This is a genomic window from Mesorhizobium sp. W050, assembly GCF_054719535.1.
Genome location: NZ_JBTTIH010000001.1, coordinates 3,269,709 through 3,295,864, shown reverse-complemented (window position 1 = coordinate 3,295,864; position 26,156 = coordinate 3,269,709). Strand labels below are relative to the sequence as shown.

Below are 26,156 nucleotides of genomic sequence, written 5' to 3'. Positions count from 1 at the left end.
TGGTGCGCAGGGTCGGCCGTGCGTGCTTTTCCATCTCCGCCGCGGCGTCACCGTGCCTTTCGCGCTCGGCTTCACCGCCGCGCAGTTCATGCCGGCCTCGCTGCTGGCCGACGGAACCGAGCGCATTGTCGCCGGTCTCTTCCTCGGCACGGCGCTGTCGATCTCCTCGGTCAAGATCGTCGCCATGGTGGTGCGCGAGATGAACTTCATGCGCCGCGATCTCGATCAGATCATCGTCTCGTCGGCCATCATCGAGGACACGATCGGCTGGGTGATCATCGCCATCACCATCGGCATCGCCACCAAGGGGCGCATCGAGCTCGGCAGCCTTGCCTTCACCATTGTCGGCGTCGCCGCCTTCATGGGGTTTTCCTTCACGATTGGCCGCCGCATCGTCTTCGACGCCATCCGCTGGACCAACGATACGTTCCGCAGCGAATACGCCGTCGTCACCGTCATTCTCGCCATCATGGGCGCAATGGCGCTGATCACCGATCTGATCGGCGTCCACACCGTGCTCGGCGCCTTCGTCGCCGGCATACTGGTTGGGGAATCGCCGATCCTGTCGCGTCATATCGAAGGGCAATTGCGCGGCGTCATCATGGCGCTGTTCATGCCGGTTTTCTTCGGCGTCGCCGGCCTTTCGGCGGATCTCACCGTGCTTGTCGACCACGAGCTTGCGCTACTCACGGCCGCTTTGGTGCTGATCGCCAGCTTCGGCAAATTCGCCGGCGCCTTCATCGGCGCCGAGCTTGCCGGCATGAGCCGCAAGGAAGGCATCGCCGTCGGTTGCGGCATGAACGCGCGCGGCTCGACCGAAGTCATCGTCGCCTCTATTGGCCTGTCGATCGGCGTTCTGTCGCACAATCTTTTCACCATGATCGTGACCATGGCCGTCATCACCACGCTCGCCATGCCGCCGACCTTGCGTTGGGCACTCGGCCGCTTGCCGATGGGCGAGAACGAGAAGAAGCGTCTGGAGCGCGAGGAGATCGACCAACGCGGCTTCATCGCCAATCTGGAACGACTGCTGGTGGTGACCGATGAGGGCGTTGTCGGCCGCTTTGCTGCTTACCTCGCAGGAGTCGTGGGCGCCGGCAGGCCGACGACGGTGCTGCATGCCCGAGGCGAGGGGGAGGAGGCCGAGCCCGGCACGGATGCGAGGCTCGGGCCGATCGAAAAGGGTGCCGAGGACAGCCGCGAGGCCGCCAGGAGTTCGGACGAGGAACTGGCCCGCGCGGCGCCTGTCACGCGGCGCCACGAGGCCGAGCTTTCGGCCGAAACGGTTGCCAAGGAGGCGCGCAAAGGCTATGGGCTGCTGCTGATCGGGCTCGGCCGCGCGGTCACGTCGAAAGGTGGGTTTGCCCGCCGCATCAACGAGATCGCCGGCGCCTTCGAGGGCCCGCTATGCCTGGTGCTGAAGGCGACCGGCGCCGGCCGCCAGATGCCAAGGCTAGGACCTGAAGGCGGGAAGATTCTGGTTCCGGTCAACGGCACCGCGATCGCCCGCCGGGGTGCCGAAATGGCACTGGCGATTGCAGCGGTCACGGGTGCGCGGGTCAAGATACTTTATGTAGCGCGCGTCGGCCGCGATGAACCGCGCGACACTGTCTCGCATCGCCGCAGGGAGGCGGTGCTGAAGGATACCGTCGCACTAGCCGACCGCTATGGCGTCGAGATCGAGACGGCCATCCGCAGCCGGGCCGCCGCCGCCGATGCCATTGCCCGCCAGGCCGGCAGGGGGGCGGCGTTGATCGTCATGGGCGTGGCGCGGCGCCCTGGCGAGGAACTCTTCTTTGGCGAGACGACCACAGGCGTGCTGCAGCGCTGCCAATGCCCGGTGGTGCTGATCTCGGACGCCAGGCTCAGCCGCGACGACGAGGTCAGGGAAGAGCTGCGCTCGGGAACGGCGACAGGGTGATGAGTATTTGCCCTCGAGGGGAAATTTCGCTCATGCCGCCTGCAGCCTCTCTCGGCCGGGCTGCGGCGGGAACGCGATGGCGATGCCGGCAGCACCGAGTCCGATCAGCGCCGAGCCGATGAACAGCCAGGAATAGCTGGCATAGGCGTCGAAGATCATGCCGCCGGCGAGCGGGCCGAACGACATGCCGAGGCTGGACAACAGGGTCGCGGCGCCAAGTATCGTGCCGATGATGCGCGGCCCGAAATAGTCGCGCGCCAGAACCGCATAGAGCGGCATGACGCCGCCATAGGTGGCGCCGAAGATGATCGCCAGGAGATAGAACTGCTCGAGATTGCCGACGGCGAGATAGGCGGCGATCACCACCGCCTGGATGGCGAGGCCCACGATCAGCACCGGCTTGGCGCCCAGCCTGTCGCCGAGCACGCCGTAGAGCACGCGCCCGCCAAGCCCGGCAAGGCCCTCGACGCTGTAGATCGACACGGCTGCCATCGGCGCCACGCCGCACGACATGGCATAGCTCACCATGTGGAAGATTGGCCCCGAATGCGCTGCGCAGCAGGCGAAGAAGGTCATACCCAGCACCAGGAATTGCGGCGAGCGCAGCGCCTGGCCGACTGACATGCCGGGGGCCGCGGCAGGCGCGGGCGCGCTGCCATCCGCTGCCGCGACCGCCGTCGACGGCTGGCGCACCAGGAAGACGGCCGGCAGCAACAGCACCCAGGCCATGATGCCGATATCGAACATGGCGGTACGCCAGTCGTAGGCGGTGATCAGCCAGCGCGCGAAGGGTGAAATGGTCATCGGCGCCACGCCCATGCCGGCCGAGACCAGCGACACGGCCAGGCTGCGATGGGTCTCGAACCAGGCGGTGGTCAGCGCGATCATCGGCGCGAAGAAGGCGCTGGCCGCCAGCCCGACGATGACGCCATAGCTCAGCTGGAAGACTAGCAGCGATTGGGCTCGGCTCGCCACCACCAGCGACAGGCCGAGCAGCACCGCGCCGGCAAAAACCACCGGGCGGGCGCCGACACGGTCATAGATGGCGCCCCAGGCGAAACCGCCTGCGCCCATCACCAAGAAATTCAGCGTCATGGCGCTGGAAATGCCGGTTCGCGACCAGTTGGTGTCGAGCGCCATCGGCTCGAGAAAGATCGCCAGCGAAAACATCGCGCCGAGCGCCACACAGGTCATCAGCGCGCCGCACGCGACGATCACCCAACGGTAGGAACTGTTCATGCTCTTCTCCCGAGATCGGTTTCGATGCGGCGCCACTCGCTCCAGCTCCGTTGCGCCGCTTGCGTCCGAAGGACGTTGGCGGGATTTCGAATCCGACAATCCGGTTGCATTTTTTATCCGGTCTGCGTGGAAGTCCATCCGGATATGACAAAAGCAGGGTGTAAGGCTGCCAAGCGCGCCGACAAATAGACTGCCGAATTGACGAGCCGCTCCGCGGCACTAGCTTTGTGGTCTCGCGACGGGAGAGATCGCTCATGGAACTGCATCGCGGCCGCCTCATCGACCACGTCCAGCTGGTGGTCAGGGACCTCAAGGCGAGCCGGGGCTTCTATGAAGCCGCCTTCAAGGTGCTCGGCATTCCGATCGGCGGCGAGGCCGAGGACTATTTCTGGGCCGACGAACTGTTCATCTCAAGCCTCGACAGCCGGGCGGCGAGAGGACAACTGACCGGGCGCCATCATCTGGCCTTCCAGGCCAGGGACAACGCCATGGTCGATGCCTTCTACAGGGCCGGCCTCAATGCCGGTGGGGCCGACAATGGCGCGCCGGGTGAGCGGCCCTACCACCCCGGCTACTACGCCGCCTTCCTGCTCGACCCCGACGGCAACAACATCGAGGCGGTGTTTCACGGGCCGGCAAAGCGAAGTGCCGCTTCGGTCGAGATCAATTTCTAGCGCAGGTTCACGAGGAGCGGGTTGCGGTGATCCGTCCGGAGTTCTCGTAAAAACAAAGAGTTGAAGCGGTCCACGGATTCAATCGCTGAACTGCTTCACATTGCCGGCGCGTAGCGGTTCACCACCATTCCGCAGGCATAGGCTTTAGAGCCGAGCAGGCGCAATTTCCGGAAGCCGCCACGGTCGAAAATCCGCTCGCCGTCGCCCAGCGCGGCCGGATTGATGAACAGCTGGAACTCATCGACCAACCCCGCTGCAATCAGCGCCGAGGCAAAGCCGGCGCCGCCGAATACCGCCATGTCGCCTTCACCTTCAGCTTTCAGCGCCTTGACCTCGCGCGGCAGGTCGCCGCTGGCAACCGTCGTGCGCTCCCACCGCGATGCCGCGAGCTTGTCGCTCAGCACCACCTTGCGCGCCTCGACGATGCGCTGCGCAAAAGCGTAGAAGGGATCGCGCGGATAGCTTTTTGCGGCATTGCCCCAATGGGTTAGATAGCCTTCTTCGGCCATCTTGCGGCTGAGCAGAATGGTGTCGATGCCAGCGAACACCGTGTTGAAATCCTGCTTCAAGTCGTCGTCCCACGGGCAGTTGGCGCCCCATTCCCAGAGCTGCCAGTGCTCATCGCCGGCCGCGCCGACAAAACCGTCGACCGATATCTGCATCTGCAGGATCAGTTTTCTCATCGTCGTTCTCCTGAGCTCTGGTGTCACCAGCGCCAGGTCAGGCGGCGTTGGTTATTGCTTTACTTTCGGAGCCATTGACATGAGTGAAAAATGATGTCAATAGTAAAGTGATTTAAAAATGGAAGCATTTAAATGTCGACCAGGGAAAGATCCGGCTGTCCCATCAGCCTATCGCTCGAATTGCTCGGTGACCGCTGGACGCTGCTGATCATCCGCGACATGATTTTCGCGGGAAAAAGGCACTTCCGGGAGTTCCTGCTATCAGGCGAAGGCATCTCGTCGCGCACCCTGGCCGAGCGGCTGCAGACCTTGCAGGATGAGGGCATCGTCACAAGAAGCGACGACCCCACGCACAAGCTCAAGGCGATCTACAAGCTGACGGAGGCGGGCATCGACCTGTTGCCGGTGCTGGCGACGCTCGGCGCCTGGGGCAGCAAATACCGCAACGCCGATGACAAGCTGGCAAGGAACGCCGATGAACTGGCGAGGGGCGGCGAGGCAGCGCTCGAGCAGATAAAGAAGAAGCTGCGCGCCGAGCATGTCGGCTAGGGAGGAACGCCTCCCTTCGCGCTGGTGGCGGGCTAGATCGACACGACGTCGCGCAGCCTCACCCTTCCCATCCCGCAAATCGCTGTGGCCGGAGCCATGTCTGCTTCGGATTGCCATCGCCCGAACCACGGCCTCTTTCAGCCAGCGCGCGGTGGCGGGGGCGGCATGCATGCCGATTGGGCCATGCCGCCATGCACGTAGAGCTCTTCGGTCGCAGTGCGGCCGGCGACAGGCAGCCCGTCCGACAGCATGGGGCGATTGCCGGGATAGACATTCGTCACCGGGGGTGAGCCGAGACCGGACAGGATGCGCAGCGTGCGCGCCGCGATGCGAAGGCGTCTCGGCGCTAGCGCGCCGATCCACCTTCTCCAACAAGGGGAGAAGGTGAGGCGCGCCTTGTCCCGCCTGCGCTTCTACGCGTAGCCTAAGGAGCTAGCGGGAGGAGAATCGCTTGGACACCACTGTCGTTATTGTCGGCGCCGGGCCCGCCGGCCTTGCGGTCGGTGCCTGCCTGAAGCGGGCAGGAGTGGATTTCATCCTGCTCGAAAAATCGCAGGAGATCGCGCCCGCCTGGCGGCGGCACTATCGGCGGCTGCATCTGCATACGGTCAAGTCGTTCTCGTCGCTGCCGTTCCTGCCCTTTCCCAAAAATTATCCGCGCTACGTGCCGCGCGAAATGGTGGTCCGCTATCTCGACGACTACGCGGAAAAATTCGATCTGCGCCCGCGCTTCGGCGTGACGGTGAAAGCCATTCGCCTCGGGGACGGCGGTTTTCTGGTCGAGACAGGATCGGACAACATCAAGGCGCGCCATGTCGTCATCGCCAGCGGTAACAATGCCGAGCCGATCGTCCCCCGGCTCCCTGCTATCGAGGCTTTCAAGGGCGAGGTGCTGCACAGCGCCGACTATACGCAAGCGGCGCCCTTTGCCGGCCGCTCGGTGCTGATCGTCGGCATGGGCAACACCGGCGCCGAGATCGCGCTCGACTTGGCGGAAAGTGGCGCGCGTCCGACCATTTCGGTGCGCAAGGGCGTCCACATCGTGCCGCGCCAGCTGTTCGGCGTGCCGATCCAGATGGTCGGCATCGCCAGCCGGCCGATGCCGCAGGCGCTGAACGACTGGATGTTCCCGATCATCCTCGATTTCGCGCTGGGCAAGCTCGAGAAATACGGCATCGTCAGGCCGAAGCAGGGCATCCTGCAGCAGATCGACGAAGTCGGCCGCATCCCGGTCATCGACGTCGGCACGGTCGACGCCATCACCAAAGGCGCCATCAAGATCGCACCCGACATAGCGGGCTTCACCGAGCGCGGCGCTGCGTTCACCGACGGCAGGCAGGAAAATTTCGACGCCGTCATCCTCGCCACCGGCTATCGCCCGGGCTACGAAAAGTTTCTGCCCGTGGAATTGCAGCCGGAGCGCAGTGGCGTCAACGCCCGCGCCTCTCAACTCGGCCTCTACCTCGTCGGCTTCTACAATCCGGTCACCGGTCTGCTACGAGAAATCGGCAGGGAGGCGAAGGCGGTGGCGGCCGACATTGCGCGGCGGCGGTAAAAGGGGAGATCGGCTATCCATCACAGCCGCGCCGCATCGCCCTCATCCAGCAGCCATCGCCGCACGGCTTGCGTCGGTTCTGGGTGCCGTTGCTTGCGCGGCATCACGACATAGAAATCGTGCGTCCCACGCATCTCCGCGTTGATCGGCTGCACCAGCCGGCCGGCGGCAATGTCGGCGGATACGAGAAACCGGCTGGCCAGCGCGATGCCCTGGCCGGCAATGGCGGCGTCAATCGCGAGGCCTGTCTGGTTGAAGCGCATGCGTTTGGCCTCGGCGGCCATCCTCAGGCCGAGCGCCTTTTCCATGAATTCCGGCCATAGATTGTGCGCGTCGTGCAGCAGGACGTGGTGCTGGATGTCGGTCGGCGCGATCTCGTTCGCGCCGGTCGGCAGCAGGGCAGGGCTGCAGATGGCGACGATCTGCTGTGGAAACAAAAGATCCACCATCAGGCCGGCGCCGAAGGGCAGGCGGCCTTGCCTGACCGCAATGTCGACGCCGTCGGCCTGAAAACTCGACAGGCTTTCGCTGGCCAGGATTCGCAAATCGACCAGCGGGTTGTGGGCGACGAACTCCGGCAGTTTGGGGATCAGCCATTTGGTGGCAAAGCTCGGCGTGACGCTGATCGTCAGCCGCGCCGGTTCGGGCCGCAGCAGCAAGGTGGCCTCCGAGATCAGCTCGAAGGCGCGGCGGATGTTGGGCATATAGGCGCGGCCCTCATCGGTCAGCGCCAGGCCGCGCGGCAGCCGGTCGAAGAGTTTTGTGCCGAGATCGGCCTCCAGCCCGCGTATATGCTGCGCCACCGCCCCTTGCGTCACGTTCAGCTCTTCGGCGGCGATGCGGAAGTTGAGATGACGCGCGGCGGCTTCGAAGGCACGCAGCGCATTCAATGGTGGCAGGCTCAGGAAGGCTTCAGGCATGCAGGAGTTTTTCTACAGCTTGATTTCAGGCTTTCTGGTTCGAACCAGATGGCAACACCGTTTATAGCATTGCTCGAAGGTCGGAAACATGGGCTTCAGAGTCCCGCCAACCCGTGCGAAGGAAAATCAAGATGAATGTAGAAAAAGTGGCAGTGGTCGTCGCCGGTGGCAGCGGCATGGGTGCGGCGGCGGCCAAGCGGCTGGCGGCGGACGGGTTCAAGGTCGCGATCCTGTCGTCCTCAGGTAAGGGCGAGGCCTTGGCGAAAGAGCTTGGTGGCCTCGGCGTCACCGGCTCCAACCAGTCGAATGACGATCTGCAGCGGCTCGCCGACCTCACGCTCGAGCGCTACGGCCGCATCGACGTGCTGGTCAACAGCGGCGGCCACGGGCCACGCGCGCCGATCCTCGAAATCACCGACGAGCAGTGGCACACCGGTCTCGACGTCTATCTGATGAACGTCATCCGGCCGGTGCGCATCGTGGCGCCGCAGATGGTCAAGCAGAGGGCCGGCGCCATCATCAACATCTCGACCGCCTGGGTGGTCGAGCCGAGCCCGATGTTCCCGACATCCGCCGTGTTCCGCGCCGGTCTTGCCGCCTACACCAAGATCTTCGCCAACACCTACGCCGCCGACAATGTGCGCATGAACAATGTGCTGCCCGGCTGGATCGACAGCCTGCCGGCCACCGAGGAGCGCCGCGACAGCGTGCCGATGCAGCGCTACGGCACCTCGGAGGAAATTGCCGCGACCATCGCCTTCCTCGCTTCCGAAGGTGCGGGCTACATCACCGGCCAGAACATCCGCGTCGACGGCGGCATCATCGGCGCGATCTGACCGCGCGGTCGCCTCGCGTGAGCCGGCGCGTCACTCCTTCACCGCGCCGGTCATCGACGAGACATAGTGCTCGACGAAGAACGAATAGAGCACCACCACCGGCAGCGAGCCGATCAGCGCTCCCGCCATCAGCGCCCCCCATTCGTAGACGTCGGAGCGCACCAACTCGGTCAGCACACCCACCGGCACGGTCTTGTTTTCCGAGGACTGGATGAATGTCAGCGCGTAGATGAACTCGTTCCATGACAGGGTGAAGGCGAATATGCCGGCGGAGATCAGGCCGGGCACCGACAGCGGCAGCACGATCTTGGTGAGGATCTGCCACCGGCTCGCTCCGTCTATCAGCGCGCATTCTTCCAGTTCGAACGGGATGGAGCGGAAGTAACCCATCAACAGCCACGTGCAGAACGGCACCAGGAAGGTCGGATAGGTAAGCATGAGTGCGAAGGGCGTGTCGTAGAGCCCGAGGTTGAACACCATCACCGACAGCGGAATGAACAGGATCGAGGGCGGCACCAGATAGGCGAGGAAGATGCCGAGGCCGACCTGCCGCGCCCCGGAAAAGCGCAACCGCTCGATCGCATAGGCGGCGAACACCGACGCCAGCAGCGACAGGAACGTGGCGGCGGTCGAGATGATGATCGTGTTGAGCAGCCAGCCCGGATAGGAGGTTTCGAACAGGAGATAGCGGATATGCTCCAATGTCGGATGCACCACCCAGAACGGATTGAACTGCGCATAGTCGGTCATCTCGAGATTGGGCTTAACCGCCGTGATCGTCATCCAGTAAAACGGAAACAACAGCACGAAGACGAACACCAGCAGCGGCAGATAGACCGTCACCACGCGGCGCGGCAGGCTCTGCAGGTAGCCCATGCCGCCTTCGTCGATATCCCCACGTTTCGCCTTCCTTGTCGCGGCCGTCTTGACCATGTCAGTCTCCGCCGCCTTGTTGCCATTTGCGGCGTTGCAGGCCGAAATAGCTGAACAGGATCGCCGCCAGCAGGAACGGGATCATGGCCACCGCGATGGCCGCGCCCTCGCCAAGCTGGCCGCCGGAAATGCCGCGCTGGAAAGACAATGTCGCCATCAGATGCGTGGCATTCACCGGTCCGCCCCGGGTCAGCACGTAGATCAGCTGGAAATCGGTGAAAGTGAACAGCACCGAGAAGGTCATGGTGATGGCGATGATCGGCGTCAGCAGCGGCAGAGTCACATAACGAAACAACTGCCAGCGACTGGCGCCGTCGAGCGTGGCCGCCTCGTAGAGCGACTGCGGAATGGTCTGCAGGCCGGCGAGCAGCGTGATGGCGACGAAAGGAATGCCGCGCCAGACGTTGGCGGCGATAACCGAAGCGCGCGCATTCTCCGGATCGCCGAGGAAATTGATGCGGTGGTCGATCAGGCCCATTTGCTGCAGCGCCCAGGACAGGATGGAGAACTGCGAATCGTAGATCCACCAGAAGGCGATGGCCGACAGTACGGTGGGCACCACCCAGGGCAGCAGGACTATCGCGCGGAAGAACGATTTGAACGGCAGGTTTTCATTGAGGATGAGCGCCAGCCACAGGCCGAGCACGAACTTCAGGATCGAGGCGCTGACCGTGTAGAGCAAGGTGTTGAAGACGGAGAGCCAGAAGACGGCGTCACTCCACAGATACTGATAGTTCTCGGTGCCAATGAAGATGCCGGGGCGGCCGATACGGGCATCGGTGAAGCCGAGCCAAACGCCGAGCCCGAGCGGATAGGTCAGGAAGACCAGCAGCAGCGCCGCCGCCGGCAGCATGAAGCCGAAGCCCAGCGCGTTGCGGCTTTCGGAGATCCGCGAAAGCATCGACGGACGCGGCTGGGCGGCAACGGACGGCACGGCCATGGACAGCTTCCTCAGGAGGTCTCCTTGGTCGGTGCGGGCGACCGCCAAGCTATTTCGGGCAAGCGATTTCAGGAACCGGACCGGGCAGCGCAATGGCTGCTGCCCGGCTCAGCTGTGCTCTTAAACGCGGTAGTAGCGGTTGGCGCGCTTCTCCGCCTCCTCCATCGCCTCCTGCGGCGTCGCCTGGCCGGTCACCGCCTTGGCAAACATGTCGACCAGGACATAGTCGGCCATGGTCGCCGCCGAGGCATAGCCGAGCGGCCCGGCATAGCCGTTGGGGCGCAGCGTCGCCGAGGCCTTGGCATAGGCGGCATTGTTCGGGTCGGCCGTCCACACTGGATTGTTGTCGAAGGCCTTCAGCGTCTGGCAGCAATAGCCCGCCGAGGAGGTGATCCAGTCGGTCATCTGCGGATCCTCGAACATGAACTGCAGATAGGCCTTGGCCGCATTGGGGTAGGGCGTGTAGTTGAAGATGACGGCGGTGGTCACCTGGAACAGTTCGACCGATTTCCCGACGGGACCGATCGGCAGGTTGGTGGTGCGGATGTCCTTGGCGATCTCAGCCAGCTTCGGATCGTTGTCCTTGTTGATCTTGGCCGTATTGTAGGCGGAAATGCCGTTGGCGATGACGCCGAGTTCGCCGGCCAGGAAGGCGCGGTTGTTATTGACGTCGAGCCAGCTTTCGGTCCCGGGAATGAAGGTCTTGTAGAGTTCCTGCGCGTATCCGATCGCCTTTAGCGTCTCGGGGCTGTTGATCGCCACCTTGCCGCTCTCGTCGACCATCTGGCCGCCATGGCTCCACAGCAGCCAGTGCGCGTAATTGTTGCCGTCGCCGACGCCGTGGCCGTGCGTGAAGCCAGCCGGATGTCCCTTCGCCTGCAACGCCTTGCAAAGCTCGAGGAAGCCTGCCGTGTCCTTCGGAAATTCGGAGAAGCCGGCCTCCTTCACCCAGCTTTCGCGATAGACGATGGCATTGCCGATCGTGGCCAGCGGCAGGCCGACGAACTTGCCGTCCCGCGTCGCATATTGCTTTGGTCCGTCGTGCCAGCCGCCATATTTCGAGCCCAGATACTCGCCGAGCTCGGTCACGTCGTGCAGCTTGTCGGGATATTGATGCGGGTCGTCGAACCAGACGAACATGAGGTCCGGGCCGGAACCGACATTGGCGGCGACCGCTGCCTTGGGGCGAATGTCCTCCCAGCTTTCCTTGTCGACACGAACCTCGACACCTGTCGCCTCGGTGAAGCGCTTGGTGTTGGCCAGCCATTGATCCTCATCGCCCTTGACGAAGGGCGACCAGCGCAGCAGCCGCAGCTTTGCGCCTTCCTCGGGCTTGTATTTCAAGCCCTCCTGGGCAAAAGCCGGCGAGCCGACGAACCGGCTTCCCAGAGCTCCCGCCGCGGCACCTGCGGTCGTGCGGATTACATCGCGTCTCGTGAATTTCATGGTCGTCTCCTCCGGTTTATCTTCCTTGCTATGCGGTCCTTACCATCCGTTACGCGTTTCAAATCGTGTTCCGGTCTTGCCGTCAAAGAGATGAATCAGGCCAGGCGCGGCAGAGAGCCGTATGGATTCGCCCGGTGTTAAGGCATGGCGTTCGCGGAAATTGGCGACGATCTCGTCGCCGCCGGCGGTGCGGCCGATGATCTGCACTTCCGACCCGGTCGGCTCGACCACCGCGACGGTGACTGGAATGCCTTGGTCTGACGATAGCCGCAAATGCTCGGGCCGTATTCCCAGCACCACCGGATGACCGTTGCCAACGGCCGGCGCGCCGGCCAGCGGCACGGAAATTCCCCCGGCGCCGCGAAAGGACGGAGACCCGTCGGTGACGATCTCGCCCTTGATCAGGTTCATGGCGGGCGAGCCGATGAAACTGGCGACGAAGAGATTGTTTGGCCTGTCGTAGAGCTCCAGCGGCGGTCCGATCTGTTCGACGATGCCGTCATGCATGACGACGATCTTGTCGGCCATGGTCATGGCCTCGATCTGGTCGTGGGTGACATAGACTGTGGTCGTCTTGAGCCGCTGGTGCAGTTCCTTGATCTCGGCGCGCATCTGCACCCTGAGCTTGGCGTCGAGATTGGAGAGCGGTTCGTCGAACAGGAAAACCTGTGGATCGCGCACGATCGCCCGGCCCATGGCGACGCGCTGGCGCTGGCCGCCGGAAAGCTGGCGCGGATATCGCGTCAGCAATGGCACCAGCCCGAGGATTTCGGCGGCGCGCTGAATGCTGGTAGCGCAATCGGCCTTCGAAACACCTTTGAGCATGAGCGAGAACGCCATGTTCTCGGCGACCGTCATGTGCGGGTAGAGCGCGTAGTTCTGGAACACCATGGCAACGTCGCGCTCTTTCGGCGCAACGTTGTTGACGACCCGATCCCCGATCGCGATCTCGCCCCGAGAAATCTTTTCCAGGCCGGCGATCATCCTGAGAAGGGTCGATTTTCCGCAACCCGACGGGCCGACCAGCGTGACGAATTCGCCGTCGTCGATATCCACACTGACGCCATGCAGGACCTCGACGGTCCCGAACGATTTGTAAACATCGCCGATCGCGACAGACGCCATCGATCTCCTCCCGAATGCTTCTTGCGACGCCCCGAAGGAAACCGCTCCTCTCCCGCCTCGCGGCCGTCTCCCATTCCCCCAACAGGTCGCGTGACGATCAGACGGTAGCGCTACCAAGCCTGCCTGTAAAGCGGCCATGCGGCCGGTGCTCTTGTCGTTCGGAACACCGGCGCAATGACCGGTTCGCCGGCAAACTACCCCCCATTCACAAAAGCCAGCACCAGCTTCTGCAGGTTTCCGCCGGGGCCGAATTCGACCCGGTCGAAGTCGCGGCTCGCCTGCCGCTGAGCCAGCGAGATCTGGGCGAGTTGCCTCGTCAGCTCGGTTCTGATCTTGCTGCAGGCGGGGTCATCAGTAACGGTCAGGCCGACGCTCACCGCCTCGATCTTGCGCACCATCTCGGCGATGGCTGCGCCATGCACTCTCTCGTGGGCGGCGAGCCCGGCGATGAACACCGTCCAGTTCTTCTGGACGGAAGCCGGCAACGGTTCGGCCGGCTTCGGCAAGGTGTAGGTGATGATCAGTTTCGGGCGCGCCGATTTGAGCACGCAGGCGTCGCCTTGCGGCCTGTAGTCCCTGGTCCAGGTCAGCTTGAAATTGGTGTGCGCAATGACCCGACCCTTGCCGAGCAAGGGGCCGGCTTCGCCGATCGCGGCATAGAGTTCCGGGCCGGTCCGCCCTGCGATGGCGTAGGTCTCGACCTTTTCGACCGGCTTCCAGTCGGCGCGTGCCGGCGACGCCAGCAGAGAGGCCGCGAACAGGAGAAAGAACATGGCTGGTTTCATGGAAACGTCAGAGACACTGGGCTGAGGCAAAGATCAACCCGGCGCAATGCAATCAGGTCCCACGGCAGGCCGCGTCATAGTCGGCCAGCACCTGACCGACAGCTTCGAGAAGGATAGCCTCGGGATTGCCCGCCGGCCCGAGTTCGGCCGGCAGCGCCGGCAGGAATTGCCGCATCAGCGTTTCGGGAATGGCAACGTCGTCCAGCGCCTTGCGCAGGCGCTCGACGGCCGCGACAGCGGTGGGGTTGCTCCAATAATAGCGGATGCGGTCGCTGTAGCTGTAATGCCGCTGCACATAGAGCTCTGCTTCATTGCCATGATAGTGGCTGTGCCAATGGCCGGGGGCTGCCAGCATCGCGCTTTCCATGGTCCGGGCGAGCGACCGGTCGCCATAGTCCCTGGCCATTTCGGAGGCGATCAGGTCGAGCCCGTAAAGCGCCTCGCGCAAGGCGAAGGTCAGGCCGGGGCCGACCTTGAGGATAGGAAAGCCGTTTGCGACCAGCGCGGTCAAAGCCGCACGGGTCTGGTAGTCGGTCGAATGCGCCTCGTAGACGAGCGACGGCTGCTCATCGAGCAAGCCGGTCAGGCCCTTGGATTTTTCGGGCGCGTAGGCGACGACATTCTGGCTGCCGAATTCCACGCCCGGCTGCACCACCACGGCCATGACGCGGCCGAACGCCTCGGTCAGGCCTTCGCGGGCAAAGATCTCCCGGTGAACCTCGATCGTGCGCCGCGCCGCCGCCGCCTCGGTCGGCTTCAACTCGCTGATCGCATGGTCGACGCCGCCGGGGGCGGGAACTTCGGTGCCGATGATGTAGACCGGCAAGGTGCTGCCTGCGGCGTGCGCGCCCGTTTCGGCCGCCTTTGCCAGCCGCGCCGCCCGGGTGGCGATGGTCTCGTCGTCAAGCGCCGCCGGCTCGCCGGCGCAGCCCATCGATGCGTCGAGATGGATCTTGGTGAAGCCGGCCGCGATATAGGCGCCGACCATGGCCTCGGCCTTGTCCATCGCCTGCGCCGCCGGCTCTGCGCGCCACGGGTTCGGTCCCAGATGGTCGCCGCCGAAGATGATGCGCGAGGCTTCCAGCCCCTCGCGGCAGGCGATCTCCAGCACGAAGGCGACGAACAGCGCCGGGGTCATTCCGGTATAGCCGCCGAACTGGTTGACCTGATTGCAGGTTGCCTCAATCAGCAGGTTTTTCTCCCTGTCGGCAACGGCGCGCCTGATCGCCGTCTGGATCACCAGCGGATGCGCGGAGCAGACCGAGGTGATGCCGTAGGGCGAGCCGTTTTTGCGCGCGCTGGCGAGGCCTGCAAGCGGGTTGGCGCTCATGTCCGTCTCGCTGTTCCCTTGATGAATTGGTCAAGCGCATCGAAGCCGGCGGTGCCTTCCATCGGGCCGCGCCGGGTGATGTTGCGGGCGCCGGCGGCATTGGCATAAAGCAGCGCCTTGCCGGGCTCCATCCCCTGGCGGCGGCACGTCAGGTAGGTGGCGCCAAAGCAGTCGCCGGCGCCCGTCGGGTCGACTTCCTCGATTTGAAAACCGGCGCAGTCGATCCTGGCGCCGTCGGCGCCGAACCAGGAAGAGCCGTCAGCACCGCGCTTCAGCACGATCTCGCCGACGCCCCTGGCAAACAGCGCCGCCACCGCCTGATGCTCGTCATCGACGCCCGCCGTAGCGAGCAATTCGTCGCCGGACGGCAGCAGCAGGTCGGCATCGTCGATGAGTGCGGAAAACAGTGCGCCGTCGGAGCCGTCGATCAGCTCCTTGCGCACATTCGGGTCGAATGAGGTCGAGCCGCCGCGGGCACGAACCGCCTGCACTGCGTAGCTGACGATCTCCTTCAGCCCTGCCACCGACAGCGTCGATCCCATGATATGCAGATGGCCGGCCCTGTCCGCCAGCAGGCGCGCAGCAGTGGTCAGGTGGATCTGCCCGGCGGCGGATTCGGCGATGTTGTAGACGAAGTCCCTGATACCATCGGGCCGATAGCGCACGAAGGCGCATCCCGTCGGGAAGCGGTCGCTGATATCGACGGCGGAGACGTCGACCCCGTCGCGCTTCAGCCTGTCCAGGTTGAGCGTGCCGAAATCGTCGCGGCCGACGCAGCCGATAATGCCGGCGCCGCCCCCCAGCCGCGCAACCTGGTCGATGAAGATCGCCGGCGCACCGCTGGGGAATGGCCCGACGAGCGTTTGCGGCTCGAGGAAGCCGAAACCCAGTGCCGTCGCCATGATCTCGACCAGGATCTCGCCGGCGGCAATAGTTGGCCCCGCGGCCTCGGCGGCGATTTCGCTGCGGCGCGAAAGGCTCATGCTTGCGATTCCTCCTTGTCACAGACTGATTGCTTGCTCGCGCAGTTGTTCGGCACAAATGTTTATCGGGTAAATCGCACATAGGGCGAAGTCAATAAAACTTTACATGCGTATAGTTTACTTATTCTGCGCGTACACATTGCAGGATTCGGGTGGCTGGGATCGTGGCACCGTGCAAATCAGGCGTCGACCGCAGCGAAAGGACAGCCATGCTCACGCTTCATGATTATTTGCCGTCGCAAAACGGTTGGAAGGCGAGGGTCGTGCTCGGCCTGCTCAACATTCCCTATGAAAGCCGCCTGGTGTCGATTTTCGAGGGCGAGAGCCACACCGACGCTTTCCTGAAGCTCAACCCGGCCGGCGCCGTTCCTGTGCTCGAACTCGAGGATGGCCGTGCGATCGCCGAATCGAATGCGATCCTCATTTATCTCGCCGAAGGCACGCCCTTGCTGCCGGCGGATCGCTATGTCAACGCGAAAATTATGCAATGGCTGTTCTTCGAACAGTACCATGTCGAGCCGGTCATCGGCTCCCTGCGCTTCTGGACGCTGGCCGGAAGGCTGGAGCGCAACCAGGCGATGGTTCCGGCCAAGCGCGAAGCTGGCGCCCGCACGCTGGCAGCGCTGGAGCGCAGCCTGAACGATACGCCGTTCCTTGTCGGCGACACGCTCACCATCGCCGACATTGCTGTCTATGCCTACGGCCACCGTGCCGAAGATTGCGGCTTTGCGCTGGCGGCTTATCCGGCGGTCCTCGCCTGGACGGACCGGGTGCGCGACGCCATCGGTCCCGGCTATCCCGTGCATCTCTACAGCATCGATCCGCACTCGGCTGCTTGACGGCAAAAGGCGCGCGTTCACCTTGCTTAGTCGAAAAGAAGACCCAGATTCTGCTTTGTCGGCGGCTTTCGCTCGCAATCCGTTGACTGGACGGCCGGATCCCGGCGTCAACTCGACGACCTGCCGGCACTTAGCATGGAGGTGACCATGACACGCGACGACATCATTTCGGTGTTGGGGCCGGTAGACGAGGCGGTCATAGCCGACATCGCGCTGACCGGCGCCACCCTTCAAGAACTGCGCGAGGCGTTCGCCTGGCTCGGTGCCGACGAGGCGCTGGTCAACGAGGGTCGCCCCTTGCCGGGAACGAAGGTGGCGCGGCTGATCGAAATTCTCGATATGCCGGACGATGAGGACGGCCGGCAAGCGGTGGTGGCGCAGGGTTAGGGCAGTAGGGTCCGGACTACCGCGGTTTCCCCATTCACTTCATGCTCTCGACAGCAGCCGGCGCATGATCAGCGAGGCGTGGCCGCCAACGCCGTGCGCGGCCGTGTGGCGCTCGACCACTTCGAAACCGTGCTTGCGATAGAAGGCGATCGCCCGGTCGTTGCCCTCGATCACTTCCAGCGCAATGCTGGGGATGCCGGCATGCGCGACAAGCACCGCGTGCAGCAGGTCGGTGGCGAGCCCGCTGCCGAACTCTGTCTTGTCGATGTGCAGCCGGTCGAGCAGGACATCGCCACGATCGTCCATCGCCGCCATCGCGTAGCCGGCGATCGAACCGTCCGGCCGTTCGGCCACGAACGACATCTTGTTGTCGTCCGCAAGTTCCTCGGCCAGCCGCTCGGGCGCATGCTTGTCGTCCGAGAGCCGCGCAGTGGTCTCTGGCCCCATAATTGCCGAATAGGTGCGCCGCCAGGATTCCCCCAACAGCCGCGACACCGCCGCTATATCTTTCTCGGTCATCGCCCTGATCTGAACCATGGCCTAAATCCTCACCGCCTCACCCGCGACTTCAGCCAACGATCGAAGGCCACGGCCAGGATCAGGATCAGGCCAATGACGATGCTTTGTGTGTAGGACGAGACATTATTGAACTGCAGCCCGTTCTGCAGCACGCCGATCAGTGCAGCGCCCACCACCGTGCCGCCGACCGAGCCGATGCCACCGAATAGCGAGGTGCCGCCGATGACGACGGCGGAAATCACCGTAAGTTCGTAACCGATGCCGGCTACGGCTTCGGAGGAGTTGAGCCGTGCTGACAAAACGAAGGCGGCCAGCCCGGCGAAGAAGCCGACGATGACATAGACCGAGATCAGAATGCGGTCGACGCGCAGGCCCGACAGGCGTGCGGCCTCGGCATTGCCGCCGACGGCATAGACGGCGCGGCCGTAGCGCGTATAGCGCAGCACGATGTGGCACAGGATGGCGGCTGCCGCGAAGATGATCGCCGGCACCGGCACCGGTCCGATGAGCCCGGTGCCGAACCAGCGCATCGAGGCGTCGAAACCGGAGATCGGTCCGCCATTGGAGATGGTCAGCGTCAGGCCGCGAAACACGGTGAGCCCACCCAGCGTGACGACGAAGGGCGGCACTTTCAGCCTGGTGATGGCAAAGCCCTGGACGCCGCCGGCCAGCGCCCCGACGATGACGGCGGCAAGCAAGGCGGCGAACCAGCCATAGCCTTGCGTGCCCGTGGTCGACAGCGACAGCGTGTTGGCGGTGCCGCCCTTGGCCACCACCGCGGCCACCATGCCGCAGAAGGCGAGCAGTGAGCCGACCGACAGGTCGATGCCGGCAGTGAGGATGACGAAGGTCATGCCAAGCGCGATCAGCCCGGTGATCGAGATCTGCCTCAAAATGTTGAACAGGTTGATTGGATCGATGAAGCTCGGCTTCAGCACGGTGAAGATGACGATCAACACCGCCAGGAACATCAGCGGCCCAAAACTCATCAGAAGCCGCGCGATGTTGATGCCGCTGCGCTGGGTCTGTTCGGTGGTGCTGGTCATTGCGTTGCGTCCTGCTTGCGGTCGAGCGCCATCAGTTCCATCAGTTTTTCCTCGGTCGCTTCGATGCCCGGCATTTCGCCGGTGATACGGCCGCGCCGCATCGTAACGATGCGATCCGACACTGCCAGCACCTCCGGCAGTTCCGACGAGATCATCATGATGGCGATGCCGCGCGCAGCCAACTGGACCAGGATCTGGTGCACTTCGGCCTTGGCGCCGACATCGACGCCGCGCGTCGGCTCGTCGACGATCAGTACTTTCGGGTCGCGCGCCAGCCAGCGGGCCAGGATCACCTTTTGCTGATTGCCGCCGGACAGGCCCTCGATCGCCTGCTCGGGCGAGGCCATGCGGATCGACAGTGCCTTGCGATAGCCGGCCAGCGCCTCGCGCTCGCGCCGTTCGGCCATGAAGCCGGCCCCAATGCTGTAGCGGCCGAGCGAGGCGATGGAGAAATTGTTGAGAATGCCAAGTGCTGCAAAAATCGCCTGGTGCTTGCGGTCTTCCGGCACCAGGCCGATGCCGAGTTTGATGGCGTCGGCGGGCGAAGCCGGGGCGATCGGCTTGCCGTCGAGCGCAATCGTGCCGGCCGCGATGCGGTCGGCGCCGAAAATGGCGCGGGCAAGCTCGGTGCGGCCGGAACCGACGAGCCCGGCAACGCCGAGGATTTCGCCGGCCTTCAGATCGAGGTTGACGCCTTCGAGCACGATGGCGTGCGGCGCCAATGGGTCGCGTACCGTCCGCAGCCCGCGCACCGAGAGCCTGACCTCGCCGGCGACATCGCGCTGCGTCGGCCGCGCGTAGAGCTCGGAGGCGGCGCGGCCGACCATCTTCTCGATGATTTTTGGAATCTGGATCGGCTGGCCGTCACGGTCGAGATGGCCGGCCAGCCTGCCGTCGCGCAACACCGTCATCCGGTCGCAGATCGCCGACGCTTCTTCCAGCCGATGGGTGACGAACATGATCGCCACGCCGTCCTTGCGCAGCCTGTCCATGATCGACATAAGCTTCTGCACCTCAGTCTCGGTCAGCGCCGAGGTCGGCTCGTCCATGATGATCAGGCGGCTTTCCAGCGACAGAGCGCGGGCGATTTCGACCAGCTGCTGTTCGGCGACCGAGAGCGACGACACCGGCGTCGCCGGATCGATGTCGAGGCCGACGCGGGCGATGATCGCGCGCGACGCGTCCTCCATCCTGCGCCAGCTGACCAGCCCGAGCGGACCGAGCGGCGCGCGGCCGATGAAAATGTTTTCCGCAACCGTCAGCGTCGGGATCAGGCTCAGTTCCTGATAGATGGTGACGATGCCATGCCGCTTCGCATCCTGCGGACTGGACGGCGCGTAGTCGGCGCCGTCGAAGACGATGCGGCCGCTTGACGGCGGCATCACGCCGGACAGGATTTTCAACAGCGTCGACTTGCCGGCGCCGTTCTCGCCGAGCAGGCCAAGGATCTCACTGGGCCGCACCTCGAGCGAAACGTCGATGAGCGCGGTGACGCCGGAAAAATGCTTGGTCACGCCTTCGACGGAAAGGAGCGGGGGCGATGATGCGGTGGGTTCAACGGCGGACAAGCATTGCTCCCGGATTGCGATAGGCAGCGGGACAGCGCCCCCCTCTGTCCTGCCGGACATCTCCCCCACACGGGGGGAGATCAGCAGTTTTGCCGGCAGCACTATTTCTACAACGTTGGCGATTGGCGAAAGCAGACGTGACGGCCAATCTCCCCCCAAGTGAGGGCGATGTCCGGCAGGACAGAGGGGGGCGCGACAGAGCGCGACCTCCACCCGTCATGGGCCCTACTTTCACTTCGTCTCGTTCAACCTCTCCGCCTTGTCGAGATTGTCCTTGCCGATGACGATCGGCGTCAACAGCACCAGCTTCTCCTTCGGCTCGGTCTTGTCCCTGGCGAAGGCGACCGCGATCTGCACCGCCTTGCGCGACTGTTCGCCGGGGAACTGCTCGACCGTGCCGGCGAGCTTGCCGTCGCGCACGGCGACCAGCGCTTCCGGCAGCGCGTCGAAGCCGTAGATCTTGACGTCGGTGAAGTTGCGCGCGGCACAGGCTTCGAGCGCGCCGAGCGCCATGTCGTCATTGGCGCAGATGATGGCGTCCGGCTTGCCGTTGGCGGCAAGCCCGGCCTCGGTCACCGACAGCGCTTCGGCGCGGGCGAAGTTGGCGGTCTGCTCGAAGATGATCTGGTACTTGTCCTTGAGCGGATCGAGCACATTGTGGACGCCTTTGTTGCGGTCGATCGCGGGCCCGGCACCCGGCTGGCCCTGCAAATGGAACAGCTTGGCGCCGTTCGGGAACGCCGCCACCATGGCCTGCGCCTCGGCTTCGCCACCCTTGACATTGTCAGCGCCGACATGGGCGAGAATGCCCTCGACGCCGTCGACGCGGCGGTCGATCGTCACCACCGGAACGCCGGCCTTGACCGCTTCCTCGATCGCCGGCGCCAGTGCGTTGACGTCAAGCGGCGAAATCACGATGGCGTTGACCTTCTGCACAAGTGCGGCCTCGATGTCGGCGGTCTGCTTCGGCGCCGAGTTCTGGCCGTCGCTCTCGGTCAGATTGACGCCTTGCGCCTGCGCCTCCGCCTTGATCTCGTTCAGCATGTGCACAAAGAACGGAAAGCCGAGATTGGGCACCGAGCCCAATATGGTCAATTTGTCGGCGGCAAAGGCCATGGGCGCGGCCAGCGCCATGGCGCCGGTCGCCACGGTCGACAACAGGAATTCGCGTCTGTTCATCAGATATCCTCCACATGAACGCAGGAGCCCGAAACCGGGAGCGGCTCGGGACGGTCCTTGCGTCAATTCAAAAATGGAGTGTCCTGTGAACGCCCCGAGGGGACGCGAGGCGCTCCAGCCGGTCCGCCGCAACGTTCTCCTCCGCACGGCGCCGACGTCGCGGATGCTAGCCAAGGAAAATCGATTACGCAAGGTGAGGCGAGGGGCTGAAACTGCTAATCTCCCCCCTTGTGGGGGAGATGTCCGGCAGGACAGAGGGGGGCGCTGTCCTGCCGACATCGGCCAATTTCACTTACATCTTTGAGCTAACCTCTACGCAGAATACTTGATGCGGGCGATCCTTCGCGCCCCCCTCTGCCTTGCCAGGCATCTCCCCCACGAGGGGGGAGATTGGCAGCTTAGACGCCTCTACCGATCGATCGTCGTCATCACCGGCTCATTGTAGCGCGGCCCTGAGACCTTGCCCGGCGCAAGGGCTGCATCGAGCGCAGCTATCTCGGCCGCGTCGAGCGTGATCGCGGCCGCAGCAACATTTTCTTCGAGATACTTGCGCCGCTTTGTCCCCGGGATCGGCACGATGTCGATGCCGAAACCGTCGCCCTTGCCGAGCACCCAGGCCAGCGCGATCTGTGCGGGCTTTGCCCCTTTGGCCGCGGCCACCTCCTGCACCGCAGCCGCAGCCGCGACATTAGCGTCGTAGTTGGCGCCCTGGTAGCGGGGGTCGCCGCGGCGGAAATCGCCTTCCGGATAATCCTCGGCGCGCTTGACGTCGCCGGCGAGGAAACCGCGGCCGAGCGGCGCGAACGGCACCAGGCCGATGCCGAGCTTTTTGAGCAGCGGGATGATCTCCGGCTCCAGATTGCGCTCCCAAAGCGAATACTCGCTCTGCAGCGCCGAGACAGGGTGCACGGCATGCGCACGGCCGATATTCGCCGCGCCCGCTTCCGACAGGCCGAAGAAGCGCACCTTGCCATCGGCAACCAGCCGGCCGACCGTGCCGGCGACGTCTTCCATCGGCACCGCCGGATCGACGCGATGCTGGTAGTAAAGGTCGATATGGTCGGTGCCGAGCCGCTTCAGCGAGCCCTCCAGCGCCTCGCGGATATGGTCGGGCCGGCTGTCACGCTCCGTGCCGACCTGTCTGCCGTTTTCGATGCGGAAGCCGAATTTGGTGGCAAGGGTCACCTCATCGCGCCGGCCCTTCAGCGCCCGCCCGAGCAGTTCTTCATTGGCATAGGCGCCGTAGACTTCCGCCGTGTCGAGGAAGGTACAGCCGAGTTCGATGGCTCGGTGCAGGGTGGCGATCGATTCCGCCTCGTCGGCAGGGCCGTAGGACTGGCTCATGCCCATGCAGCCGAGGCCGATCACCGAGACCTGCAGCCCCTGGCTGCCGAGTTTGCGGGTGCTGAGGGTCATTGCCGTTCTCCTTGGGGCTGAGGAAAACTATAGCGGCCGCTCCTCCAGTTTCCATAGCTGTTCGGCGGAAGAACAGCGCTTCCCTTGACAAAACCCAGCCGCAAGCGCCTTTGCCGGCGGCCATTGGGGGCCATGGGATACCAATGAAGAAGATCTACGAGAAGCCGACGCTGAACCGGCGTCAGCAGCTCTCGCGCGTCACCGCGCTCATAATTCCTTCGGACCACTAACCGAATATTGTCGTCGCCATTGCAAAGTCCGCTGCCGAGGCGCAGCGGTTTTTTGCTGCCGTCGGATCGTAGCGCTGCCAGAAGCAGGCGGTCAAAATTGACAGAGCGGCCGATCTCCAGCATCCTTATGCCGCCGCCATGTCTTGCGGTCTTGTGTATGAGTGAGCCATGGCCAGTTCCGTCACCAGCCAGAATTCCAAGCGCGCCGCGGTGCGCAAGGCGCTCGACCGCCACAAGGTCTACGTCACCGCGCAAAGCTTTTCCGGCGGCGTCTACTCGGCCCGCGTGCTGGTCGACGGCGAGGCCTACTGGGTCGACGAGTTCCGGCTGAGCCAGCTCCAGCAAGGGCTGTCCCCGGCCGAGCTAGACCTGACGCCCGCCTCAGACGATTGAGCGTGATCTCCACATTCTTCGCACCGCGCTGGGAAATTTGAAATGTTGGCGGGACAGCACTGTGCAGGAACGCGGCGCCGGAAAGGTTCGTCCGCCGCCGCCGCTCCCGCCTGACCCATGCCAACCCCGCCAACACTCAAGGCCTATCGCGCCAAGCGCGAATTTACGAAGACGCCGGAACCGGCGGGCGGGCTCATTTCAGGCGACGGCAACCGCTTCGTCGTCCACAAGCATCACGCCACCGCCGACCATTACGATTTGCGCCTGCAGGTCGGCGGCGTGCTGAAAAGCTGGGCGGTGCCGCGCGGGCCCTCGCTCAACCCGGCCGACAAGCGGCTCGCAGTCGAGACCGAGGACCATCCGCTCGAATATATCGACTTCGAGGGCGTCATTCCGCAAGGCGAATATGGCGGCGGGCCGATGATCGTCTGGGACACCGGCACCTGGGCACCGATGGACGATGTCGACAAGAGCCTGCGCACCGGCGCCTTCAAGTTCCGGCTGGCCGGCGACAAGTTGAATGGCGGCTGGATGCTGACCCGTCTGAAGCCCAAGCCCGGCGAAGACAGCGAGAAGAAAAACTGGCTGCTGTTCAAGGAGCGCGATCTCGCCGCCGATACCGGCCTCGACATCCTGGAAGCGCGGCCGGAAAGCGTGAAGTCCGGCAAGCGGATCGAGGAGCTGGTGGCGCCGCCGAGGAAGCCGGCCCGCCTGCCGCCCAAGCCCGGCGCGCTGAAACCCGGCGCGTTGTCCGGTGCGGTCAGGGGCGATCCGCCGTCGCGCATCGAGCCGCAGCTCGCCACGCAGGTGCCGAAACCGCCGGGCGGGCCGGTGGAAGACACAGGTGAACTCTGGCTGCACGAAATAAAATTCGACGGCTACCGCACCATGGCGCATATCGCCGATGGCGAGGTCAGGCTGATCACCCGCGGCGGCATCGACTGGACGAAGCGTTACGGCGACCTGCCGCAGGCATTCGCCCGGCTGCCCCTCAGCCAGGCGATCATCGACGGCGAGATCATGGTGCTGGACGAGAAGGGCATCTCGCGTTTCGCGCTGCTCCAGGATGCGCTGTCGGCGGGTGCGGGCAGCAAGCTCCATTTCTATGCCTTCGACCTGCTGCATCTCGACGGCTGGGACCTCCGCAAGGCGCCGCTCGCAAAGCGCAAGGCCCTGCTCGCCGAACTGCTAGCCGGACAGGGCGCCAACTCCGCCATCCAGCTGAGCGACCATGTCGAAGGCGACGGACAGGGGCTGTACGATCAGGCCTCGATCCTTGGGCTGGAAGGCGTCGTCTCCAAGCGCGCCAACGCCATCTACCAGAGCGGCCGCACGAAGAGCTGGACCAAGGTCAAGGCGCTGGAGACCGGCGATTTCATCATCGCCGGCTACACCGTTTCCGACGCGGCCGAAGGACTGGCGGCACTCGGCATGGCTGAATTCGCGGATGGCGAACTGCACTATCGCGGCAAGGTTGGCACCGGCTTCGATGCCGCTACGGCGGGCGACTTGCTGGCCCGGCTGCAGCCGCTGCGCGACGGCGCGACAGCACCCGAGGGTGTGCCGCGCGAGATCATGCGCGAGATGAAATGGGTGCGGCCGATGCTGTCGGCCCGCATCCACTACGCCAACCGAACGGCGGACAATTCGCTGCGCCACGGTGTGTTTCGGGGCTTGCGCGATGTCGGCCTGTCGACGCCGGTGTCGCCGAAGCGCAAGCGGCTGATCGCCGAAGCCGATCTCGCAACCATCTGGGTGACCAATCCGGAGCGGCGGCTGTTCGGCAAGACCGGACCGACCAAACTCGACATCGCCGTCTATTACGCGCTGGTCGGCGATTTCATGCTGCCGCACATTATGGGCCGCCCGGTGTCGCTGGTGCGCTGCCCGACGGGCCTGCCGAAGGACTGTTTCTTCCAGCGCCACGCCTTCACCGGCATGCCGCCGTCGGTGGTCACTTTTGACGCCACCAACTCCGAAGGTGAAACCAAATCCTATCTGTCGGTCGAGGAAGCAAAAGGCTATCTGGCACTCGCGCAGTTCGGCGTCGTTGAGTTCCACACCTGGGGCACGCATCGCTTGAGCCTCGACAAGCCCGACCAGATCGTTTTCGATCTCGATCCGGGTGAGGGCATCGCCTGGCGCGAGGTGGTCGAGGCCGCCGTCCACATCAAGGGCGAATTGGAGCGGTTCGGCCTGGTGCCGTTCGCCAAGACATCCGGCGGCAGCGGCATCCACATAACCGTGCCGGTGACGCAAAAGCAGAACTGGAAGAAGCTGCACCAGGCGACCAGCGCCATCTCCACGCACCTGGCGGCCACCGCGCCCGACACTTTCACCACCACAATGGGCAAGGAAAACCGCAAGCGCCGCATCTTCATCGACTATCACCGCAACGCGCGCGGCCACACCTCCGCGGCGCCTTATTCGCTGCGCGCCCGCACCAACCTGCCGGCGTCGACGCCGGTGAGTTGGGCAGACCTTGAGACGATCGATGCGCCGCAGGATCTGAACTATTCGTCCTTGCCGGGGCTGTTGGCGACGTCGGGCGATCCGTGGGCGGACATGGAGGATTTCGCAAGAGATTTGCCGTTGTTTTCGGGGAAGTAGATCGGGAGGTGTTGGCGATCCGGCACACCCCCCTCTGTCCTGCCGGACAT

Annotated in this window: 25 protein-coding genes; 9 read left to right on the top strand and 16 right to left on the bottom strand. The window is 64.2% G+C overall.

The features are described 5' to 3' along the window. Positions 1 to 22: 22 nt before the first annotated feature. Positions 23 to 1,921, top strand: a complete 1,899-nt coding sequence (locus ACYG9Y_RS16050) for a cation:proton antiporter domain-containing protein (protein WP_023740064.1) — start codon at positions 23 to 25, stop codon at positions 1,919 to 1,921. A gap of 30 nt (positions 1,922 to 1,951) precedes the next feature. Here the strand turns inward: ACYG9Y_RS16050 and ACYG9Y_RS16045 are convergent, their stop codons facing one another. Continuing rightward, positions 1,952 to 3,160: an MFS transporter gene (locus ACYG9Y_RS16045; protein WP_023740063.1), complete on the bottom strand. Its 1,209-nt coding sequence runs from the start codon at positions 3,158 to 3,160 to the stop codon at positions 1,952 to 1,954. Positions 3,161 to 3,414: 254 nt separating this feature from the next. On the opposite strand from ACYG9Y_RS16045, the gene ACYG9Y_RS16040 reads away from it, so the two are divergent. Further along, complete coding sequence (locus tag ACYG9Y_RS16040; RefSeq protein ID WP_023740062.1) at positions 3,415 to 3,834, top strand: VOC family protein; 420 nt, start codon at positions 3,415 to 3,417, stop codon at positions 3,832 to 3,834. Between the two features lie 95 nt (positions 3,835 to 3,929). Here the strand turns inward: ACYG9Y_RS16040 and ACYG9Y_RS16035 are convergent, their stop codons facing one another. Next, positions 3,930 to 4,517 (bottom strand): dihydrofolate reductase family protein, encoded by a 588-nt coding sequence (locus ACYG9Y_RS16035; protein WP_023740061.1) that lies wholly within the window; start codon positions 4,515 to 4,517, stop codon positions 3,930 to 3,932. Between the two features lie 132 nt (positions 4,518 to 4,649). Here ACYG9Y_RS16035 and ACYG9Y_RS16030 point away from each other — a divergent pair, with 132 nt between their 5' ends. Both ACYG9Y_RS16030 and ACYG9Y_RS16025 read left to right on the top strand, forming a co-directional pair. Then, positions 4,650 to 5,066, top strand: a complete 417-nt coding sequence (locus tag ACYG9Y_RS16030) for a winged helix-turn-helix transcriptional regulator (protein ID WP_023740060.1) — start codon at positions 4,650 to 4,652, stop codon at positions 5,064 to 5,066. 451 nt (positions 5,067 to 5,517) lie between these two features. Further along, positions 5,518 to 6,621 carry a flavin-containing monooxygenase gene (locus ACYG9Y_RS16025; protein WP_023708708.1) on the top strand — a complete coding sequence of 368 codons (1,104 nt, stop codon included), beginning with the start codon at positions 5,518 to 5,520 and terminating at the stop codon, positions 6,619 to 6,621. A 20-nt stretch (positions 6,622 to 6,641) separates the two neighbouring features. On the opposite strand, the gene gcvA is transcribed toward ACYG9Y_RS16025, so the two are convergent. Continuing rightward, the gene (gene gcvA / locus ACYG9Y_RS16020; protein ID WP_023733984.1) at positions 6,642 to 7,541 is read right to left on the bottom strand and encodes a transcriptional regulator GcvA; all 900 of its coding nucleotides are present in this window, start codon (positions 7,539 to 7,541) and stop codon (positions 6,642 to 6,644) included. Positions 7,542 to 7,672: 131 nt separating this feature from the next. Between gcvA and ACYG9Y_RS16015 the strand changes: the two genes are divergently transcribed. Beyond that, on the top strand, positions 7,673 to 8,377 hold the full coding sequence (locus tag ACYG9Y_RS16015) for an SDR family oxidoreductase (RefSeq protein ID WP_023705118.1): 705 nt from the start codon (positions 7,673 to 7,675) through the stop codon (positions 8,375 to 8,377). Positions 8,378 to 8,407: 30 nt separating this feature from the next. On the opposite strand, the gene ACYG9Y_RS16010 is transcribed toward ACYG9Y_RS16015, so the two are convergent. The 7 genes from ACYG9Y_RS16010 to ACYG9Y_RS15980 form a co-directional block, all read right to left on the bottom strand. Continuing rightward, a complete protein-coding gene (locus tag ACYG9Y_RS16010) occupies positions 8,408 to 9,310 on the bottom strand; it encodes a carbohydrate ABC transporter permease (RefSeq protein ID WP_023740057.1) in 903 nt (300 codons plus the stop codon). A gap of 1 nt (position 9,311) precedes the next feature. Continuing rightward, positions 9,312 to 10,211 (bottom strand): carbohydrate ABC transporter permease, encoded by a 900-nt coding sequence (locus ACYG9Y_RS16005; protein WP_444849008.1) that lies wholly within the window; start codon positions 10,209 to 10,211, stop codon positions 9,312 to 9,314. A gap of 159 nt (positions 10,212 to 10,370) precedes the next feature. Continuing rightward, positions 10,371 to 11,696, bottom strand: a complete 1,326-nt coding sequence (locus ACYG9Y_RS16000) for an ABC transporter substrate-binding protein (RefSeq protein ID WP_023693796.1) — start codon at positions 11,694 to 11,696, stop codon at positions 10,371 to 10,373. Between the two features lie 39 nt (positions 11,697 to 11,735). Continuing rightward, positions 11,736 to 12,821: an ABC transporter ATP-binding protein gene (locus ACYG9Y_RS15995; protein WP_023673472.1), complete on the bottom strand. Its 1,086-nt coding sequence runs from the start codon at positions 12,819 to 12,821 to the stop codon at positions 11,736 to 11,738. 194 nt (positions 12,822 to 13,015) lie between these two features. After that, on the bottom strand, positions 13,016 to 13,606 hold the full coding sequence (locus ACYG9Y_RS15990) for a DUF922 domain-containing Zn-dependent protease (RefSeq protein ID WP_023673473.1): 591 nt from the start codon (positions 13,604 to 13,606) through the stop codon (positions 13,016 to 13,018). A 52-nt stretch (positions 13,607 to 13,658) separates the two neighbouring features. Next, the gene (locus tag ACYG9Y_RS15985; protein WP_023740055.1) at positions 13,659 to 14,936 is read right to left on the bottom strand and encodes a D-tagatose-bisphosphate aldolase, class II, non-catalytic subunit; all 1,278 of its coding nucleotides are present in this window, start codon (positions 14,934 to 14,936) and stop codon (positions 13,659 to 13,661) included. Then, positions 14,933 to 15,919, bottom strand: coding sequence for a tagatose kinase (locus ACYG9Y_RS15980; RefSeq protein ID WP_023740054.1), 987 nt, complete (start codon positions 15,917 to 15,919; stop codon positions 14,933 to 14,935). Before ACYG9Y_RS15980 ends, ACYG9Y_RS15985 begins: the two co-directional genes overlap by 4 nt. Positions 15,920 to 16,128: 209 nt before the next feature. On the opposite strand from ACYG9Y_RS15980, the gene ACYG9Y_RS15975 reads away from it, so the two are divergent. Both ACYG9Y_RS15975 and ACYG9Y_RS15970 read left to right on the top strand, forming a co-directional pair. Beyond that, complete coding sequence (locus ACYG9Y_RS15975; RefSeq protein ID WP_023749539.1) at positions 16,129 to 16,758, top strand: glutathione S-transferase family protein; 630 nt, start codon at positions 16,129 to 16,131, stop codon at positions 16,756 to 16,758. A 147-nt stretch (positions 16,759 to 16,905) separates the two neighbouring features. Beyond that, positions 16,906 to 17,145: a hypothetical protein gene (locus ACYG9Y_RS15970; protein ID WP_031253599.1), complete on the top strand. Its 240-nt coding sequence runs from the start codon at positions 16,906 to 16,908 to the stop codon at positions 17,143 to 17,145. Between the two features lie 39 nt (positions 17,146 to 17,184). Here ACYG9Y_RS15970 and ACYG9Y_RS15965 read toward each other — a convergent pair whose 3' ends face one another. The 6 genes from ACYG9Y_RS15965 to ACYG9Y_RS15940 all read right to left on the bottom strand — a co-directional run bounded on the left by ACYG9Y_RS15965 (position 17,185) and on the right by ACYG9Y_RS15940 (position 23,226). Further along, positions 17,185 to 17,682: a GNAT family N-acetyltransferase gene (locus tag ACYG9Y_RS15965; protein ID WP_023685888.1), complete on the bottom strand. Its 498-nt coding sequence runs from the start codon at positions 17,680 to 17,682 to the stop codon at positions 17,185 to 17,187. An 11-nt stretch (positions 17,683 to 17,693) separates the two neighbouring features. Further along, positions 17,694 to 18,710 carry an ABC transporter permease gene (locus ACYG9Y_RS15960; protein WP_023685887.1) on the bottom strand — a complete coding sequence of 339 codons (1,017 nt, stop codon included), beginning with the start codon at positions 18,708 to 18,710 and terminating at the stop codon, positions 17,694 to 17,696. Continuing rightward, positions 18,707 to 20,338, bottom strand: a complete 1,632-nt coding sequence (locus ACYG9Y_RS15955; protein ID WP_444849054.1) for a sugar ABC transporter ATP-binding protein — start codon at positions 20,336 to 20,338, stop codon at positions 18,707 to 18,709. Before ACYG9Y_RS15955 ends, ACYG9Y_RS15960 begins: the two co-directional genes overlap by 4 nt. A gap of 171 nt (positions 20,339 to 20,509) precedes the next feature. Beyond that, entirely contained in the window at positions 20,510 to 21,457 is a 948-nt protein-coding gene (locus ACYG9Y_RS15950) for a substrate-binding domain-containing protein (protein ID WP_023673481.1), read from the bottom strand. 408 nt (positions 21,458 to 21,865) lie between these two features. Further along, positions 21,866 to 22,873: an aldo/keto reductase gene (locus ACYG9Y_RS15945; RefSeq protein ID WP_023740050.1), complete on the bottom strand. Its 1,008-nt coding sequence runs from the start codon at positions 22,871 to 22,873 to the stop codon at positions 21,866 to 21,868. Then, positions 22,870 to 23,226: a hypothetical protein gene (locus ACYG9Y_RS15940; protein WP_155921580.1), complete on the bottom strand. Its 357-nt coding sequence runs from the start codon at positions 23,224 to 23,226 to the stop codon at positions 22,870 to 22,872. Before ACYG9Y_RS15940 ends, ACYG9Y_RS15945 begins: the two co-directional genes overlap by 4 nt. A gap of 45 nt (positions 23,227 to 23,271) precedes the next feature. On the opposite strand from ACYG9Y_RS15940, the gene ACYG9Y_RS15935 reads away from it, so the two are divergent. Beyond that, positions 23,272 to 23,496, top strand: a complete 225-nt coding sequence (locus tag ACYG9Y_RS15935; protein WP_023673483.1) for a hypothetical protein — start codon at positions 23,272 to 23,274, stop codon at positions 23,494 to 23,496. A gap of 117 nt (positions 23,497 to 23,613) precedes the next feature. Beyond that, on the top strand, positions 23,614 to 26,106 hold the full coding sequence (gene ligD / locus ACYG9Y_RS15930; RefSeq protein WP_023740049.1) for a DNA ligase D: 2,493 nt from the start codon (positions 23,614 to 23,616) through the stop codon (positions 26,104 to 26,106). Positions 26,107 to 26,156: the final 50 nt, after the last annotated feature.

What these genes read in the sequence shown, in the direction of transcription:
- ACYG9Y_RS15960 (WP_023685887.1), bottom strand. Translation starts at nt 18,710, where the DNA reads ATGACCAGCACCACCGAACAGACCCAGCGCAGCGGCATCAACATCGCG.
- ACYG9Y_RS15975 (WP_023749539.1), top strand. Translation starts at nt 16,129, where the DNA reads ATGCTCACGCTTCATGATTATTTGCCGTCGCAAAACGGTTGGAAGGCG.
- ACYG9Y_RS15980 (WP_023740054.1), bottom strand. Translation starts at nt 15,919, where the DNA reads ATGAGCCTTTCGCGCCGCAGCGAAATCGCCGCCGAGGCCGCGGGGCCA.
- ACYG9Y_RS16040 (WP_023740062.1), top strand. Translation starts at nt 3,415, where the DNA reads ATGGAACTGCATCGCGGCCGCCTCATCGACCACGTCCAGCTGGTGGTC.
- ACYG9Y_RS16030 (WP_023740060.1), top strand. Translation starts at nt 4,650, where the DNA reads ATGTCGACCAGGGAAAGATCCGGCTGTCCCATCAGCCTATCGCTCGAA.
- gcvA (WP_023733984.1), bottom strand. Translation starts at nt 7,541, where the DNA reads ATGCCTGAAGCCTTCCTGAGCCTGCCACCATTGAATGCGCTGCGTGCC.
- ACYG9Y_RS15955 (WP_444849054.1), bottom strand. Translation starts at nt 20,338, where the DNA reads ATGTCCGGCAGGACAGAGGGGGGCGCTGTCCCGCTGCCTATCGCAATC.
- ACYG9Y_RS15995 (WP_023673472.1), bottom strand. Translation starts at nt 12,821, where the DNA reads ATGGCGTCTGTCGCGATCGGCGATGTTTACAAATCGTTCGGGACCGTC.
- ACYG9Y_RS15950 (WP_023673481.1), bottom strand. Translation starts at nt 21,457, where the DNA reads ATGAACAGACGCGAATTCCTGTTGTCGACCGTGGCGACCGGCGCCATG.
- ACYG9Y_RS15970 (WP_031253599.1), top strand. Translation starts at nt 16,906, where the DNA reads ATGACACGCGACGACATCATTTCGGTGTTGGGGCCGGTAGACGAGGCG.
- ligD (WP_023740049.1), top strand. Translation starts at nt 23,614, where the DNA reads ATGCCAACCCCGCCAACACTCAAGGCCTATCGCGCCAAGCGCGAATTT.
- ACYG9Y_RS15935 (WP_023673483.1), top strand. Translation starts at nt 23,272, where the DNA reads ATGGCCAGTTCCGTCACCAGCCAGAATTCCAAGCGCGCCGCGGTGCGC.
- ACYG9Y_RS16015 (WP_023705118.1), top strand. Translation starts at nt 7,673, where the DNA reads ATGAATGTAGAAAAAGTGGCAGTGGTCGTCGCCGGTGGCAGCGGCATG.
- ACYG9Y_RS16035 (WP_023740061.1), bottom strand. Translation starts at nt 4,517, where the DNA reads ATGAGAAAACTGATCCTGCAGATGCAGATATCGGTCGACGGTTTTGTC.
- ACYG9Y_RS16005 (WP_444849008.1), bottom strand. Translation starts at nt 10,211, where the DNA reads ATGCTTTCGCGGATCTCCGAAAGCCGCAACGCGCTGGGCTTCGGCTTC.
- ACYG9Y_RS16045 (WP_023740063.1), bottom strand. Translation starts at nt 3,160, where the DNA reads ATGAACAGTTCCTACCGTTGGGTGATCGTCGCGTGCGGCGCGCTGATG.
- ACYG9Y_RS16010 (WP_023740057.1), bottom strand. Translation starts at nt 9,310, where the DNA reads ATGGTCAAGACGGCCGCGACAAGGAAGGCGAAACGTGGGGATATCGAC.
- ACYG9Y_RS15990 (WP_023673473.1), bottom strand. Translation starts at nt 13,606, where the DNA reads ATGAAACCAGCCATGTTCTTTCTCCTGTTCGCGGCCTCTCTGCTGGCG.
- ACYG9Y_RS15940 (WP_155921580.1), bottom strand. Translation starts at nt 23,226, where the DNA reads ATGCTGGAGATCGGCCGCTCTGTCAATTTTGACCGCCTGCTTCTGGCA.
- ACYG9Y_RS15965 (WP_023685888.1), bottom strand. Translation starts at nt 17,682, where the DNA reads ATGGTTCAGATCAGGGCGATGACCGAGAAAGATATAGCGGCGGTGTCG.
- ACYG9Y_RS15985 (WP_023740055.1), bottom strand. Translation starts at nt 14,936, where the DNA reads ATGAGCGCCAACCCGCTTGCAGGCCTCGCCAGCGCGCGCAAAAACGGC.
- ACYG9Y_RS15945 (WP_023740050.1), bottom strand. Translation starts at nt 22,873, where the DNA reads ATGACCCTCAGCACCCGCAAACTCGGCAGCCAGGGGCTGCAGGTCTCG.
- ACYG9Y_RS16000 (WP_023693796.1), bottom strand. Translation starts at nt 11,696, where the DNA reads ATGAAATTCACGAGACGCGATGTAATCCGCACGACCGCAGGTGCCGCG.